Here is a 16279-nt window from a genome sequence, read left to right on the forward strand (position 1 = left end):
CTATCCTCCTTCTTTTTATATTTGTGTTTTTGTTTATCTACATTATGCGTGAATGCTTCAATATTTGCACTAGCACCTCTGACAGTAACTGAATTCATCTCCGCATCAATGGAAGGATCTCAGGATTGTAACAATGCCACTAAGTACAATATTTTAATCTGGCAGGCTCCTTTCCAGACAGAGTCTCCCCCATCCCACCTCCACATTCGGATACTCCTCATACCCGCCCACACTCTGTGCGCCTTTCCTCAGATACGCCTTCACCTTTTCCCCATAAAGAAACGGATCATTTCCTTTCACGATTCCCCACTCCATAAGCAGAGCTGCGCTTCCGCTGACAAAGGGTGCCGCAAAGGAGGTTCCGGTGACAGTGGCGTAGCCTCCGCCGGGAACCGGGGCGGAGATGGATACACCGGGAGCTGCAAGGTCAGGCTTCCGGATCGGCAGGAACTGACTTCCCCTTCCGGAAAAATCTGCGTAGGCATTCTGTCTGGAATCATAAGCTCCAACAGAAATAACTTTTCCGGCAGTGGAAGGAATCGTCAAAGTTCCCACAGCCCGCGGAGAATAAAACCCGGTTCCGCGATTCAGTACATTTCCACCCGGCAGCCAGAGGAAATACTGTCCGGAGCGCACACGTTTTCCACTTAAAAGAACTTTCCAGACACCGCTGTCCACATAATTACCCTCAGGAATGAAATCTATGTAGATTTCCTGGGACAGCTGATAGGGACCGGGTTTTCCATAATAGATCAAAAGCTCTGTATTTTCCAGCAGATGCCGCTGTGGACCCAGCCGTTCATATAATGGACCAATCTGTTCTCCGGACGGACTTTCCAGATAAATTTCCATCTCATCTTCATAATCCTTCCATAACTGTACATTTAATGTGGGTTCAAAAACTCCCACCGCCAACTGGATTTCTTCTGTTTTCCCCTGCTGCAGGATTCCTCCTGCATGCCAGGGCTGACTGCCGTTATTTCCGGTTCCTGTAACGATCACAGTCCGCCCCATGGCCGCAACTGTATCAATATAGTTTTCCAGGAGGGAGTCCCCTCTGTGGGAACCATAATTATTCCCAAAACTCAGATTGATCACCAATGGCCGGTTCATCTCCAATGCCTTTCTCATCAAATAGTCGATCCCCTGGATCAGTTCCGTTGTCCTGGGAAAAGAATTCTCCTTTGGAATTCCCATTTTCACAACCAGGAGATCACTTTCATAGGCAACGCCTCTGTTCACACCACCGGAAGCCCTTCCGTTTCCGGCTGCGATTCCAAACACAGCAGTCCCGTGTCCGCTGATATCCACAGACGGAACAAGGCGTCTGCCCTGGTTTTCTCCAAGTGCAAGCGCCTCATCAATTTCTTCTTTCGTATATTCTGTTCCTGACCCATATCCTGCCGGTGGTTTTCCCGGAATTCCCTGATCCCATAGATACAGGATCCGGCTGCTTCCATCCTCATTTCGAAAATCAGGGTGGAAATAATCAACACCGGAATCCACGATTCCCATAAGGATTCCTTCTCCGGTCAACCCTTCCACTCCGGTCTGTACCGCCTGGATGCAGCTGGCTGTTTTTCCCTGAAACACTTCAAAATAAAGTTGTTTTGGTTTTTCCATAAAGATCACATTTTCTCGGTCAGAATAGCTGTCGATCTCACGCTCCGGAAAAGTAACAACTGCATAGTTTCCCAGAAGCGGAACTGCCTGTATTCCCTCTCCGGAAAGCTCCTCCTCCCTGCCTGTGTATTTCACGATCACATCCCAGGTTTTCCCAGCAGGATCATATCCTGTGTTCAGATTTCCGGATTTCTGGCGTTCCTCTTCTGTAGCATCCAGGGCTAGATTTAAAAGATTGTCAATTTTCTGATCTGGCATGATAAGCTCGCTTCTTTGATTCCTTACTTTACTATACACAGTTAGCCCACATTAATTAACTTGAAAAGCTTATCAGATTACATGACAATTTCCAGTTCTCATTCTTAACACTGTCAGGATATCACGCTTCATTTCTGTTGTAGTTTCTTTTATGCAGTGCTATAATTCCAGGTAAAATTTACAACCTTCGGGAGAACTATTATGCAAATCACGAAACCTACTTTTTGTAATGAATTTTCCTGCATCGCAGGCAGCTGTCCGGATACCTGCTGTGCCGGCTGGCAGATCATGATCGATCAAAACAGTCTCAAAAAATACCGCCACTGCAAAGGAGCTTTTCGCAACCGCCTTCTGAATGACATCGACTGGAAGGAACATTCTTTCCGTCATTATCAAAAACGCTGTGCATTTCTGAACGAAGATAATCTCTGTGATATCTACAGCGAAGCGGGCAAAGATATGCTCTGCGATACCTGCCGTAAATATCCGAGGCATATCGAAGAATTTGAGGGACTTCGGGAATTGTCTCTGTCTCTTTCCTGCCCGGAAGCCGCCAGAATCTTTCTCAGCCACAAAGAAAAAATCACATTCCGGACTGTGGAAAAGGAAACTCCAGAAGAGACTTATGACGACTTCGACTATTTCCTTTTCACCGCGCTGATGGACACCAGAGACTATCTCTTCTCCGTGATCCAGGACCGTTCCGTTCCCTGTGCGTTACGCCGCCGGAAGCTTCTGGCCTGCGGCCATGATTTTCAGCTCTGTCTGGACCGGAACAAATTGTTTCAATGGGAAACGATCCGCAGTCGTCATCAAAATTCTGCTTTCGGAGATTCCTTCCAGAAAAAACTCCACAAGTGGATCACTGCCAAAAAGCCTTCTACTGACCTGCGAAAAAACATATGGAAAACCATCATTCCTCAAATGGAAGTTCTCCGCTCTGGCTGGCATGATTACCTCTTGGAAACCTTAACCCCGTTATATACCGCCTGTGATACCGAACAACAATACCAGGATGTCTGTCTTGAATTCGAAACCTTTTATCCGGACTGGAAAATTCAGGAAGAACAGCTCCTGCTCTATTGGATCTACACGTATTTCTGCGGGGCCGTATATGATGAACAGATCTTCGCCAAAGTAAAAATGGCAGTTATCTGCACCTTCATGATCCACGAGCTGGCAATGGGAACCTGGCTTTTGCAGCAAAAGCAGTTTTCCTTTCCAGATCTGGTCTCAATCTGTTACCGTTTTTCCAGGGAGCTGGAACACTCTGACCAGAATCTTAATAAAATGGAAGAACTTCTTGATTGGGAATCAATTTTTTCTCTGGAAAATCTGCTGGAAATATAAAGGGTAATCAAAGTTGTTGAAGGGCGCTCTTCGTGAGGGGCAAACTTGAGGGTGTTGCTAGAATAGCCTGCCAGAACGCCAATTTTGTACCAAATATCGTTTTTACCAGCCACAGAACCGATTCCATTCTGGACATGGTGACTAATCAGGCCTGTGTGGCCCTGCTGATGGATGTTCACGTCCAGCTTCCCGAAAACGGTCCCAGACCCAGCTACTCTCCCTGGCGTGCCATTCCCATCACACCAGCGATCTCTTCACAGCTGTCCCTGTGCTACCGCAGCGACAGACCTCTTTCCAGAACAGCCCAGCTGTTTGTGGATCTCTGTAATGATAAACTGTTTAAAAAATAAAATAACAGCCCCGCAGAAGGCATGGCATACAATAACCGTATGCAGTCTTCAGCGAGGCTGTTTTCATAAAGCCAGGAGCTGACCGGATACTTAAAACTGATTTTTATAATACTCCAGATCCATATCCTTAAACACATTAAAGATCACCCGGTCAAAAGCATCTCCATGTTTTTCCAGAAAGGCTTCTGTGGTGTTCACAGCGATCTCTGCTGCTTCTTTGTTGGGAAAATGGAACTCTCCGGTGGAGATACAGCAGAACGCTACGGATCGGATATTGTTTTCCAGGCAGCAGTTCAGCACACTTTCGTAACAGTTTTTCAGATCCTGCCGTAACTTGTCCGTGACTTCGTAGTAAACAATAGGCCCCACCGTATGGATCACATGCTCCGCCGGAAGGTTATAGCCACCGGTCACCATGGCCTGGCCGGTTGGTTCTTCATAGGATCTTCCGTAGCGGATCCGTTTCTGGTTCATCTGGCGGCTGCACTCTGCACGAAGCTCCACTCCCGCAGCCGAATGGATCGCATTGTCAATACATCTGTGGCAGGGCACAAAACAGCCCAGCATCTGGGAGTTGGCTGCATTGACGATAGCTCCCACCTGAAGTCTGGTGATATCGCCCTGCCAGATAGAGATTTTTTCCGCAAAAGGCACAGTACTGTGGTACGCCTCTTTTACCGTCGGAATCTGATCCAGGGTTACGATTCCTTTTTCCCTGGCATCTTCCTTCAGGAATTCATCCTGCACCTTCAGGATTTCTTCATCCATATGCCGGGGCATGCGAATGTTCATGAGAGAACGAAGGATTCTTCTTTTTTCTGCATCGTTGTCCGAGACCTTAAGGTTCCTGTATTCTCCGGAATCTTCTTTGAATTTTTCCACAAGATAATCAAGACGCTGTTTCTGATCCATATGTCCTCCTTCTGTTATTTACCAGTTCTGTTTTGACCTGCCTGTAACACTTCCGCAGATTTTTCCCATTGGGCACTTTGGTTTCTGTTGGGTTTTATATCAGCTGTCCTGCAAATGATCTGCGGATATCTTTTTTATTTCTATTGTAATATCCCGTAAGCTGTCGCACAAGTCACGATTGATTCCGATTCCACGTTCTCCGAAGCTTTCCGGTATCACAGCCTCGTCTCTGTTCAGGCGGATCAGCTCTGTATTTTTGTGCTCACGTACCATTTTTTCAAAAGGAAAGCGAATAATAGATGGTGTGTTAAAACCAACGCCCAGCTCCAGCAGTACAACCTTGCCTTTTTTCAGCTGTTTCAGATACTTTCCATAATTTTCCGCAGCCTCATTCCACTGCTCATCCTCCACAAAATACTGGTCGCATCGGAGATTCATAGCCATAGGGCCGCCGCATACCGGACATTTCGGCACCATATAAGAAGGAATCTTACAGTCCTTTTCTGCCTGAACCATCTGGGCAAACATGGAAACGGCATCATAGGTCCTGGGATGACATCCCTTCATGCACTGGATCCGGCCATAATCTCCCTGTGTGGCAAAGATCCTCTCTTCCGAAAATCCGGCTTTCTGAAACTGGTAATCCACATTGGTGGTCAGCACAAAATAGTCTTTTTCTTTCACCAGGTCAAAAAGCTGCTGATACAGTGGCAAAGCCGGTGGTTTGATACGGTTTACATAAGAATGTCTGCACCAGTAACCCCAGCGCTCTTCCTCTGTCTGAAATGGATAAAAACCGGCAGAATACATATCCTGCAGCCCGTATTTTTTTATAAAATCGCTGAAATTTTCCTGAAAACGTTTCCCGCTGTAGGTAAGACCGGCCGCTGCAGAAAGGCCGGCACCTGCTCCGATCAGCACATGATCTGCTTCCTTTAAATATGCCGAAGCTTGTGTGATCTGTTCCTCATAGAGCTCCTTCAGAAATATATAATCTCTTGCGGGTATCCCGCATAAAAACTGTGTCCAGTCCACTTTTTTCTGCCTCCTTACGATATGAAGATGTTTACGGATCTCCATAGCTTACCTTCTTTCCACTGCTCCGAAAGGACAGACCTCCATGCAGTTCCTGTGAAATGTATCTGTTGTAAATGTCCGCTTTTTATGTATTGGAAATGTTACTATTCACAGAGTGAACAGTAACCAGGAAATTCCTGCGTCCATTGAATGAGGAATGAATGCAGGAATTTGCCTTGGTGCTATCGGGAGTCTGTTATGACATAGAATCAATTGGGTGTTGATTCAATTAGAATTCATATGGCGGGTTTCCGGAGAAGTCTGCGATCAGACCATGTGGGTTCTCAAGGTAGAATACCTCAAAGATCGGGTTCTCAGCAGTCTCATACTGACCTTTGACAATAGGATTCTCCATGCAGGCTACCTTTACTTCATGGTTGTCCTCAAAAACAGCTTTTCCGTGAAGACGGATCCATGCGTACTCAGGACTGGATACGGAAACCTCGATCTCCGGGTTAGCCAGGATATCCTTGTAAACATCCTTGGTATTGTTTGTGCAGAACCAGAGCTTTCCGTCTTTCTCAAAACAGAACATGAACGGGCGGCATTTCGCCTTTCCATCGCGTCCTACAGTTGCCAGATACTGTACCGGGTTTGCCTGTAAAAATTCTACTACTTTTTTCATGATCGTTCTCTCCTTTATTTTTATTATTCGCTTAAATAACATTTTCTTATAATTATGACCGGCCAGTCATTGTTGTAACCTTCTTCATTACATCAAGTAATATAGCATCGCTTTATTGTAATGTCAATAGTTACAACTAGATTTTTTATATTTTTTTCTCAAGTGCTTTTTTATACCATGAAATATCACTGAGCAATTTCCCACAATATAAAAAACCGCTACTCAGCAGATTTCATAACTTCTCTGCTTGGTAGCGGCTTATCATTTCTGTGATGCGCTTTCACGATTCTGTTCTGTTTTATCTTTTACTACTGAAGATATTTCTCCAGATCTTCTTTCACATCCTCCAAAGTGATAGACTGAAGCTCCCGCTCCATTGCGTCCTGCACCTGCTGCAGCTTATCATCCAGGATATTGTGGATATTTTTTCCTACCGGACACTGCGGGTTGGGATTCTCGTGGAAGTGAAAGAGCTTGTTGTCTTCCACACACTCCACCGCTTTATATATATCCAGAAATGTGATTTCTGATAACGGTCTGGTAATGGTAGTTCCGCCGGTTCCCCTGGCAACCTGCACCAGACCGGCAGCCTTCAGCTGCAGAAGGATCTTGCGGATGATCACCGGATTTACATTGGTACTGCCCGCAATAAAATCACTGGTTACTTTATATTCATTCTGAAACGTATCAATGCATGTAAAAATGTGCACTGCTAACGTAAATCTGCTGGATATCTGCATTCTTCTTCACCTCTTCTGTTTTTTCTTATCATATATCCTTCCCGTTGTAATGTCAATGATTACAGTAAGGTGAAGATCAAAATCACCTCTTCATCTGATAAAATGAGTAAATTCCCTTTCTTCAGTTTCCGGAAGCCCGAATTTTTCTTTTCCCAGGGCAATGCTCTTCATGAGGAATGTCATGTTTCTGGCGAGGACACGCATGGTCTGCTTACCTTCCTCATCCTGTTCTGCTTCTCCCTGCTCCCGTCCATGAATGGAATTCCAGTACTGGCTGGATGCGATGGGCATATTTGAGATGGTGAAAAATTTGTTCAGCTCATCAAAGGTGGCGGAACATCCGCCACGTCTTGCGCAGACAACGCTGGCACCTACCTTCATGGTCTTGTCAAAATGGGTGCTGTAAAAAAGTCTGGTAAGAACAGAAACCAGTGTGGCATTGGCAGAAGCAAAATAGACAGGGCTGGCAACTACAAGACCGTCTGCTTCTTCAAATTTTGGCGCCAGTTCATTTACGATATCGTCAAAGACACATTTTCCAAGCTCGTAGCACCGTCGACAGGCAATGCAGCCTCTCACGTCTTTATGTCCTACCCGTACGATCTCAGCTTCCACGCCCTCCTGCTCAAAGACTTTTTTCATTTCCTCCAGCGCAAGTGCTGTATTTCCCTTTGCCCTGGGACTTCCGTTAAGCATTAATACTTTCATGTTTTGTTCCTCCTTATGCATAACTGCCTTCCATTTCGACAAAAAAACAGCATCTGCTGCTTTCTGCAGACGCTGTTTTTTTATTCTGTAAATGTATATCTTACCATGTAACCGTTTCCGTCACCGGTTACGATCACCACATCCCCGTCCGGATTCTGCGCCGTATCGATCACCGGAAATCTTCCGTTCTGTTTCACATAAGCTTCCGGGCTCTCAATCTCCGCTTCAATGATCTCCTGCTGGGAATGACGCTCGCCGCCGCATGGATTGATCGTTTCAATAATGATCTCGTATTCTTTCATGTTATCCACCTCTTCCTGTTTTCTTAACTTACTACGATAAATGCCTGTTTGAATTTTATACAGATTCTATCTTTTATTTTACCGCAGAAAAGTTTTTTCTGCAAAAGGCTTCTTTCACAAAACACCCTTCTCAGCATTGGTGATTTTTACTATTCTTATACTTCTTCCGCTTCCATCTCTTTCTGAATCTCATCTTCGCTGCCTGCCATGGCCTGCAGTGTCATGGTAAGAAGCTTGGCAAGATCCCATCCCAGCTGATCAGCACCACGCTGGAGCACCTCTCTGGAGCAGCCGGCTGCGAAGCCTTTGCTCTTATATTTCTTTTTGAGGGATTTCAGTTCCATGTCCTTGGTGCTTTTTGACGGACGCATCAGCGCTGCTGCCCAGATCAGTCCTGTCAGCTCATCTGCCGCAAAGAGAACTTTTTCCATTTCATGCTCCGGTTCCGTCTCAATGGTTTTTCCACAGCCAACGGTAATTCCGTAGCCATGGGAAACCACTGCATGAATGATATCCTCTCCCACACCAGCCTCACGAAGAAGCTCCGGTGCTTTCAGACAGTGTTCCTCCGGATAAAGTTCAAAATCAATGTCATGGAGCAGTCCTACAATGCCCCAGTACTCTGCGTCATCTCCATATCCCAGCTCTTTTGCGTACCACTTCATCACTGCCTCAACTGTCAGTGCGTGCTGAATATGAAAAGGGTCTTTGTTGTATTTTTTTAATAAAACAAATGCTTCATCTCTTGCGATATGTTCCATTTTTTGTTCCTCAATTCTGTCATTATGTTTCTTCACAGTCAGCTGTTTTATTCCACGAAATGGATCCTTTTTTCATCAAACCGGTTCTGCTGTTCTCTTTTTTCTGCCGGATAGCCCAGGGCAAACAGAGAAAATACCTCCACGTTTTCCGGAAGCTCCAGCATGTCATGAACCTCATCCATGCGGTCCTGCATCGGCGCGATTCCGATCCACACACCGCCAAGTCCCAGAGCATCGGTTTCCAGCCAGATATTCTCCTGGGCAATGGACATATCGATCTGTGCCATAGCCTGTACCACCAGGCCTTCTTTGCGATATACCGGAACGATCACAACAGGCGCACCTGCCGCGCAGCCGGAATAAGGCGTCGCACCGGAAAGCTTCCTGATCTTCTCTTTATCTGTTACCACATAAAATTCCCAGGGCTGCTGATTGCACGCGCTTGGGGCCTGCATACCTGCTTTCAGGATCTGCAGGATCTTTTCTTTCTCTACCGGTCTGTCTTCATATTTTCGGATACTTACTCTGTGAAAAATATTCTCCATGATGATTCCTCCCGTACAAAATTTTTATTTATTTTATCATAATTATAAAAGAATCAACAGTGCATATTTCTGAAAACGTTTTCTGTTTTTCTACAGTGCCGTTCCCTCCTTCGGAACAAAAAATCCGGTCATATCTGTTTTTTCCAGTTTCAGAAGCGCGATCTTCTTGTCGATCCCGCCGGCATATCCGGTGAGACTTCCGTTACTTCCCACCACACGGTGGCAGGGAATGATAATGGATATCTTGTTATGACCCACCGCTCCTCCTACCGCCTGCGCGGACATTTTTTTCACGCCCCGCTGTGCGGCAAGCTGTCCGGCGATCTCAACGTAGGTTATCGTCCGGCCGTAAGGAATCCTGCGCAGGATCTCCCACACCGCACACTGAAATTCTGTTCCCACCGGATGAAGCGCCGGCATAAAATCCGGCTCTTTTCCCTGAAAATAAATATCCAGCCAGCGTTCTGTATCCTTCAATACCGGCGTTTCTTCCTGCCTACATTCTTCTTTTTTTATCTGGGCAGCATAGTATTTCTGCCCTTCCAGCCACAGACCGGTAAGACCTTTTTCGTCTGCCGCAAGAAAGATCGTTCCCAGTGGTGACTGATAATCCGTTGTATAGACCATAGCATTTTCCTCTTTTTTCATATAAGTACATTTCCATTACCATAATGATCCCGTACCATATCACTTTATACACGCTGCTTCTTTTTCAGATACAGCATGCAGTCAATGCAAAGCACGATCTGCAGCGCAGAGGACATTGGCGTTGCCAGTCCGATATCAAACAAAGTAACTCCCGGCTGGCGGCTCATAAACCAGGATACCGGAACACGGACACAGAAGGCTCCCAGGATTCCCTGGATCATCACAAACTTTGTCAGACCGATTCCATTATAGAAACCGATGTAGCAGAAGAAGATCGCCGTAAGCATACAGTCAATGGCGTAAGCTTTCAGATAATCTGCCGCCGCATCGATAACCATGGTATCCGATGAGAAGATTCCCGCCAGAGTACCGCCATGGAAAAATGACAGGAAAAACATTCCCACGCCGATGGCAAAAGAAACTGCCACCCCATAATGCAGTGCTTTTTTTGCACGGTCCATCTGTCCCGCGCCGTAATTCTGTGCCACAAAAACAGAGATGGACTGCATAAATGCTGGAGAGATCAGCATAATGAAAGCACAGACCTTTTCCGCCACTCCCACACCTGCAGAAGCTGTCACACCCATGGAATTTACAATGGCAAGGATGATCAGAAACGAAACACTTACCAGAAGATCCTGTAGTGCGATAGGCGCCCCAAGGCCGATCATCTTCCGGAGAGTCGGACCATGAACACCTATATCCGTTTTATGCATTTCAAAAGGCAGATCTTTTTTGCGGATAACCCCAAAAGAAACGATCACACTGATAACCTGCGCAAAAACCGTTGCAAAAGCAGCACCTTCCGTTCCCATCTTAAATCCGGCACAAAGGATCAGATCTCCCACAATGTTACAGACACAGGCAATGGCTACAGTAAAAAGCGGCGTTCTGGAATCCCCCAGTCCACGGAAAATACAACCGATCAGATTATACGCCACGATCACCAGCATACCACCTCCGCAGATCCGTACATAATCCACAGTCTTGTCAAAGGCTTCTTCCGGCGCATTCATGATACTGCTGACCTGAGGCGCAAAAATCACAAGGATCACAGTCATGATCAGCGCGATCACTCCGAACATCACGATAGCTGTTCCTACCGTACGTCCTCCCTGTTTCCGCTCTCCACAGCCGATCTGCTGTCCCAGCAGAATCGTAGTTCCCATGGCAAAGCTGCTCACAAGATTAGTCAGCGGCTTCAGGATCTTGCCCTGGGTGATCGAACCGCCAAAGAAGCCTATTGTCAGCTCTTCTCCTCTTTCGGCGCGCTGCATACAGCGAAAAAGTCTGCTGAAATCATATTTTACCGTATCCATTTTTCTATCTCCCCTGCTGCATTTTTATTCATCTTCCTTATACGCCTGTCGGGTAAACAATTTCTAAACATTCTTATATTTATTGACGATATTTTTTTATCATATCACAAACTGCTCTGCCTGTCCTCCCATATAAAACTGCTTTGAAAAATTTTACTCAAAAGTAACACTCTGCAAACCATTGACATATCTTTTCTTTGCGATATAATGTTAGTTACAACTAATTTAAAATAAAACCATTTTGTCGGAGGAACTATGCCACTGAATTTAGCTGATATCAACACAGATTATATCATTCAAAAAATATGCGGCAATGAAAACGAACGCCATCATCTGGAAACGCTTGGTTTTCTTGAAGGAGCAACGGTACGGATTCTGTCGATTCTTTTCGGCTCTTATATTGTACGAATCCAGGAAAGCAAGATCGGCATCAATCAGGACTTTGCCAAAATGATCATCGTGCAAGTCTGAAATACTCTGCCATTTTATCAGTAAACAACAAGGAGATTTATTTAATTTATGAAAAAAGAAAAAAGTGTACTTCATCTTTGTGAATGCACCCTACTGGCGCTTGTAATCCTGCTGATCATTGACCTGTATCTCCTGAAATTTCTTCAGGAACCCGGTGTTTCTTATTATCCTATGCTCCGGCTTATGGAAATTGCACTGGCTCTGCTTGTGGTGACTCTTGCCCTTTCCCTGATTCAGAGAGAGCTGCTTTCCCGCCTTATCGTAAAAGCCTTCCGTGATATCACCGGTGTCCACAATAAAACTTCCCTGGAAAAACTGATTCTGGAGCTAAATAACCGTCCGAGTACCTTTGGCATCGGTGTCATGATGTTCGATCTGAATGATCTGAAATATGTCAATGACACCTACGGGCATGAAAAAGGAGACGAATTTATCCAGTCCTTCTCCTACTGTCTGACGCGCATCCTTGATTCTGACAGTTTCCTTGCCCGTTACGGAGGAGATGAATTTATCATCATCCAACAAAATACTTCAGAAGCCTCTCTTCGACAGATGGCCCGAAAACTGAATTCCCTTGTACAGGAATATAATAGCAGAACCACCCTTCCGCTAAGCTATGCCATCGGTTACGAGGTCAGCTATCAAAATCACTACTTTATGATGCAGGATCTTATTAATGCGGCAGATCAGAAAATGTATCAGGATAAAGCGCATAAGAAAATTGCAGCAAATAAAAAATTTTCTTCCCGTTCCGTTTCTGCAGGCACTGCAATTCCCACGATTTCTTCTGAAACTCTTTCCGAAAAGATTCGGCAGATTCAGAGTAATACCGGAAACACCCATTCCCTTGCTCTGATCTCCACTGATGTGGAAAACTTTCATTTTATCAATGATAAATATGGATATTCCCTGGGAAATGAGATTCTGAACATGGTCTATGAAGAAATTGCCGGTGCACCTTTTACCATTTTTACCACTCGTTTTTTCTCGGATGTTTTTATCAGCATTGCAGATATTTCTGATCTTACAAATGATGCATTTCTTTCAGAGATCCAAGCTCTTGACCGAAAAATCTGCAAGCGTATGAGAAATACCTTCCATGTAAATTTTTTCCGTACCAACTCCGGAATCTGCCTTGTTCCTGATGCCGATACCACTCCGGAAACTATCCTTTCCTGTGCAAATGTAGCCCGTAGACTTTCCAAAAAAATGCTTTCTCCTTGCTGTATTTATTCTGATGAGATCGACCGCCAGGAAAAAATGCAGGCCGAGATTCTCCACTCTTTTCATCAGGCACTGAAAAACGAGGAATTTCAAATATATTTTCAGCCCAAAGTAACTCCCCAAAATGGAAATATCTCCAGTGCGGAAGTTCTGGTTCGATGGATTCGTGACCAAAAAATGCTATGGTCACCAGCTGTATATATTCCTCTTTTTGAGCAAAACGGCTTTGTGATCCGCCTGGATTATTATGTTTATGAAAAAACCTTCCGTTGGCTTCAGGAATCTGTGGAATTTCTTCCCGAAAATTTTCGGCTGTCCTTAAATGTTTCTCCTCTTCATTTCGAAGAACCGGAAAACTTTGTAAAAAAGATCTGCGGGCTGATACATACCTATCAGGTGGATACTTCCAGGCTGACCTTTGAGATCACAGAATCCACTTATGTAAATAATACAGAAGCTGTCAATCAGGTGATCCGACGCCTGAAGCAGCTGAATATCCAAATCTCTATGGATGATTTCGGTTCCGGTTATTCCTCATTAAATACACTGAAAGATCTGCTCTTTAATGAAGTTAAGATCGACCGAAAATTCCTGGGGGATTCTCTGACCGAAAACACCCAGATCGTTCTCCAGGAAGTTTTCCATATGCTGAAACGTATGGGAAAATCTATCGTATGCGAAGGTGTGGAAACAAAAGAAATTGCAGAATTTTTAAAAGCAGAGGGCTGTGACGAAATCCAAGGCTTTCTGTATTACCGGCCTATGTGCCAAAAGGATTTTGAAACACTTCTCCATATATAAAGCAAAGCTCCCGGACAGCCACATCCGGGAGCTTTTATGGTTCTCATATTATCCTCTTTTTCCATATTTCAGATCTTCCACGATCTCATTGTATCTTTTTCTGTTCAATCTGTAGAAGAACAGCACCACTGCCGTAACGATCCACAGGATTCCGGGGATCGTGGTAAAGGAATGTTTCATGATGCTGAGCACGGCTGAATTCTGGGCCTGGTTTGCCACATAACCGTATTTTCCCAAAAGCGCCGCAAGGAGCGCTGTTCCGATCGCCATTCCAATCTTGTTTCCGAGGGATACGAACGCATACTGGAAACCATCGTTGCGAAGACCTGTTTTCCATTCTCCGTATTCCACGCAGTCCGGTATGATCGCATAGATTGCCGTGTTAAATCCGGAGAAAAAGAACTGTGTGATTCCTGCCAGGGCGTAAAAGGCAGCCGGAGATTCTTTTACATTAAAGAAATACATGGCAAGCATGGAAATTCCGGTAAGGAGCGCAAACAGAGACGCTGTCCGCCCTTTGTTGTTCAGTTTCCGGAAGACCGGCTGAAAGCAGGCAGCTCCGATAATGGACGGAATGATGATACACATGGAGTAAGTTGTATAGTAAGACGCGTTTCCCTCCACATAGGTAAAGTAATACAGAACATCCGCGTTTCTTCCGTAAAGAGTGAAACCAAACAGTACCTGTCCCACCAGTGCCAGAAGATATGGCCGGTTCTGCATGACTGCTTTCAGCTGAACCCGGATGGAGATCTTTTCTTTTTCCGGTGTGGTCACCTGCTCCTTTGTTTTTGCAAAGCAGAAAATATGACATGCCGCAAAAATGCATCCGTAAATGATGGCTACCAGAAGATAACCTGTCTTCTGACTGCTGCTTCCCAGTTTTCCGATCAAAGGCACAGTAATGATGTTGATAATTCCGATAGCGATCATAGCCGCAACCGAACGGGACGTGTTGATCTTCGCCCGCTCATCAATGTCCTGTGTCATTGCGCCGCAAAGCGTTCCGTATGGAATGTTTACACAGGTATATCCCAACACCAGCAGGCAGTATGTGATCACCATATAGATGATCTTGGATGTATCCGACCAGTCCGGATGTGCCCAGAACGTCATCATCAGAAGGATCGCTGTAACAGGCGCCGCAATGAGCAGCCACGGACGGTACCTTCCCCATCTGGTCTTCGTCTTATCCGTAAGTCCTCCGACAATGGGATCGTTGATCGCATCCCAGAATCTTGAGAACAGCATCAGCGCTGAAACAGCCGTCATACTGATCCCGAATACATCTGTATAAAATATCATCAAAAAATTACTGACAAACATCCAGCTGAAATTACAGCCTACATCACCAAAACCATACGCGATCTTACTGATCAGCGGTACCTTTCCGTATCTGTCTTCACTACCCATAACTCCTCCTGTTTTTCGTTACTCCTCGTTTACTGCTTATCGCTTATATCTCTCCCGGACAGCCACATCCGGGAGATTTCCTGTTAGTACATTTCCTGGTGTTATTTCTCCTGCACGTTGATGATAACCTTCATGGTTGTCTCACGGTTGGCATCAATATACTGGTAAGCCTTGAGATAATCCTTAAAGGCAAAGGTCTTGGAGATCAGCGGTCTTAAATGAACCTTCTCTGCGTTCACAAGATCGATGGCATCCACATAGTCATCATGACGGTACATCATCGTGCTCTTGATATCCAGCTCATGGTCATTGGCAACTGCCAGGTCAATGGTGGCCATATCCGCAAAAACAGCTACCAGCACGATCACGCTGCCTTTTCTTGCGTATTTGATCGCCTGTCCCATGGTGATGTTATTTCCGGCACAGTCATAGATCACATCTGCTTTATCCGGGCCAAAGGCTTCCACCATAGCCTCACCAAAATCTTTCTCCTTGGTATTTACGCACACATCAATACCGCACTCTTTCGCTTTCTCAAGGCGAAGATCACTGACATCCGTGATCATAACCTTCGCAGCGCCCATTCCTTTGGCACTCTGTGCCACCAGATTTCCAATGGGACCGGCACCAAGAACAGCAATATTCATCCCCTTCACATCGCCCATCTGTTTCACTGCGTGAACAGCAACTGCCAGAGGCTCGATCATCGCACCTTCCTCATAAGACATTTCCTCCGGGATCGGTGTGACCTTGGAAGCGTCTACCGCAAAATACTCGGAAGCTGTTCCTGTTGTCTGGAAGCCCATAACCTTCAGCTCTTCGCAGAGATTATATTTGCCGTGGCGGCATGGATAACAATGTCCGCAGTATACCTGTGGCTCGATCGTTACCTTCTGTCCTACCTGAAAGCCTGTGACATTCTTTCCCAGCTCTGTAATCTCACCGGACACCTCATGTCCCTGTGTCACCGGATACTTGGTAAAAGGATGCTTGCCGTGATATACATGAATATCGGAACCGCAGATACCAATGTTCATGATCTTAACGAGAACCTGGTCATCTCCCACCTCCGGAACCGGAACCTCTCTGAAAATAATCTCTCCTGGATTTGTCATTACCTGCTGGATCATAATGTTTTTCCTCCTTGTTTAT

At 45.4% G+C, this 16279-nt stretch carries 16 protein-coding genes and 1 pseudogene; 4 read left to right on the forward strand and 13 right to left on the reverse strand.

The features are described from left to right. Nucleotides 1-153: 153 nt before the first annotated feature. The gene (locus tag CCC70_RS06840; protein WP_287084519.1) at nt 154-1881 is read right to left on the reverse strand and encodes a S8 family peptidase; all 1728 of its coding nucleotides are present in this window, start codon (nt 1879-1881) and stop codon (nt 154-156) included. A gap of 201 nt (nt 1882-2082) precedes the next feature. On the opposite strand from CCC70_RS06840, the gene fliB reads away from it, so the two are divergent. Further along, a complete protein-coding gene (fliB, locus tag CCC70_RS06845) occupies nt 2083-3231 on the forward strand; it encodes a flagellin lysine-N-methylase (RefSeq protein ID WP_287084520.1) in 1149 nt (382 codons plus the stop codon). A 32-nt stretch (nt 3232-3263) separates the two neighbouring features. Further along, nucleotides 3264-3581, forward strand: a complete 318-nt coding sequence (locus CCC70_RS06850; RefSeq protein ID WP_118512636.1) for a LysR family transcriptional regulator substrate-binding protein — start codon at nt 3264-3266, stop codon at nt 3579-3581. Between the two features lie 90 nt (nt 3582-3671). Here CCC70_RS06850 and CCC70_RS06855 read toward each other — a convergent pair whose 3' ends face one another. The 10 genes and pseudogenes from CCC70_RS06855 to CCC70_RS06900 form a co-directional block, all read right to left on the reverse strand. Next, nucleotides 3672-4493 (reverse strand): protein-ADP-ribose hydrolase, encoded by an 822-nt coding sequence (locus CCC70_RS06855; protein ID WP_270436663.1) that lies wholly within the window; start codon nt 4491-4493, stop codon nt 3672-3674. Nucleotides 4494-4592: 99 nt separating this feature from the next. After that, the gene (locus CCC70_RS06860) at nt 4593-5573 is read right to left on the reverse strand and encodes a Sir2 silent information regulator family NAD-dependent deacetylase (protein WP_287084526.1); all 981 of its coding nucleotides are present in this window, start codon (nt 5571-5573) and stop codon (nt 4593-4595) included. 226 nt (nt 5574-5799) lie between these two features. Beyond that, the gene (locus CCC70_RS06865; protein ID WP_287084527.1) at nt 5800-6195 is read right to left on the reverse strand and encodes a pyridoxamine 5'-phosphate oxidase family protein; all 396 of its coding nucleotides are present in this window, start codon (nt 6193-6195) and stop codon (nt 5800-5802) included. Nucleotides 6196-6503: 308 nt separating this feature from the next. Next, entirely contained in the window at nt 6504-6935 is a 432-nt protein-coding gene (locus CCC70_RS06870) for an Rrf2 family transcriptional regulator (RefSeq protein WP_118512640.1), read from the reverse strand. 90 nt (nt 6936-7025) lie between these two features. Continuing rightward, nucleotides 7026-7643: a flavodoxin family protein gene (locus CCC70_RS06875; protein WP_287084528.1), complete on the reverse strand. Its 618-nt coding sequence runs from the start codon at nt 7641-7643 to the stop codon at nt 7026-7028. Nucleotides 7644-7723: 80 nt separating this feature from the next. Continuing rightward, a complete protein-coding gene (locus CCC70_RS06880; protein ID WP_118512642.1) occupies nt 7724-7945 on the reverse strand; it encodes a hypothetical protein in 222 nt (73 codons plus the stop codon). Nucleotides 7946-8100: 155 nt separating this feature from the next. Continuing rightward, nucleotides 8101-8706: an HD domain-containing protein gene (locus CCC70_RS06885; RefSeq protein WP_287084529.1), complete on the reverse strand. Its 606-nt coding sequence runs from the start codon at nt 8704-8706 to the stop codon at nt 8101-8103. A 47-nt stretch (nt 8707-8753) separates the two neighbouring features. After that, nucleotides 8754-9251, reverse strand: a complete 498-nt coding sequence (locus tag CCC70_RS06890) for a nitroreductase family protein (protein ID WP_287084530.1) — start codon at nt 9249-9251, stop codon at nt 8754-8756. Between the two features lie 90 nt (nt 9252-9341). Then, complete coding sequence (locus tag CCC70_RS06895) at nt 9342-9878, reverse strand: methylated-DNA--[protein]-cysteine S-methyltransferase (RefSeq protein WP_287084702.1); 537 nt, start codon at nt 9876-9878, stop codon at nt 9342-9344. 176 nt (nt 9879-10054) lie between these two features. Beyond that, nucleotides 10055-11218 (reverse strand): annotated as a pseudogene (locus CCC70_RS06900) (MATE family efflux transporter); the annotation flags it as partial. 255 nt (nt 11219-11473) lie between these two features. Between CCC70_RS06900 and CCC70_RS06905 the strand changes: the two are divergent. Beyond that, complete coding sequence (locus tag CCC70_RS06905; protein WP_118512644.1) at nt 11474-11689, forward strand: FeoA family protein; 216 nt, start codon at nt 11474-11476, stop codon at nt 11687-11689. A 48-nt stretch (nt 11690-11737) separates the two neighbouring features. Continuing rightward, on the forward strand, nt 11738-13714 hold the full coding sequence (locus tag CCC70_RS06910; RefSeq protein ID WP_287084532.1) for an EAL domain-containing protein: 1977 nt from the start codon (nt 11738-11740) through the stop codon (nt 13712-13714). 48 nt (nt 13715-13762) lie between these two features. Here the strand turns inward: CCC70_RS06910 and CCC70_RS06915 are convergent, their stop codons facing one another. Together CCC70_RS06915 and CCC70_RS06920 are read right to left on the reverse strand one after the other, a co-directional pair. Next, nucleotides 13763-15127 carry an MFS transporter gene (locus CCC70_RS06915; RefSeq protein ID WP_138277021.1) on the reverse strand — a complete coding sequence of 455 codons (1365 nt, stop codon included), beginning with the start codon at nt 15125-15127 and terminating at the stop codon, nt 13763-13765. A 101-nt stretch (nt 15128-15228) separates the two neighbouring features. Continuing rightward, a complete protein-coding gene (locus CCC70_RS06920) occupies nt 15229-16257 on the reverse strand; it encodes a zinc-dependent alcohol dehydrogenase (RefSeq protein WP_118512647.1) in 1029 nt (342 codons plus the stop codon). Nucleotides 16258-16279: the final 22 nt, after the last annotated feature.

It is taken from the genome of Blautia sp. LMAG:89, from assembly GCF_008679485.1.
Lineage (GTDB): Bacteria > Bacillota > Clostridia > Lachnospirales > Lachnospiraceae > Blautia_A > Blautia_A fusiformis.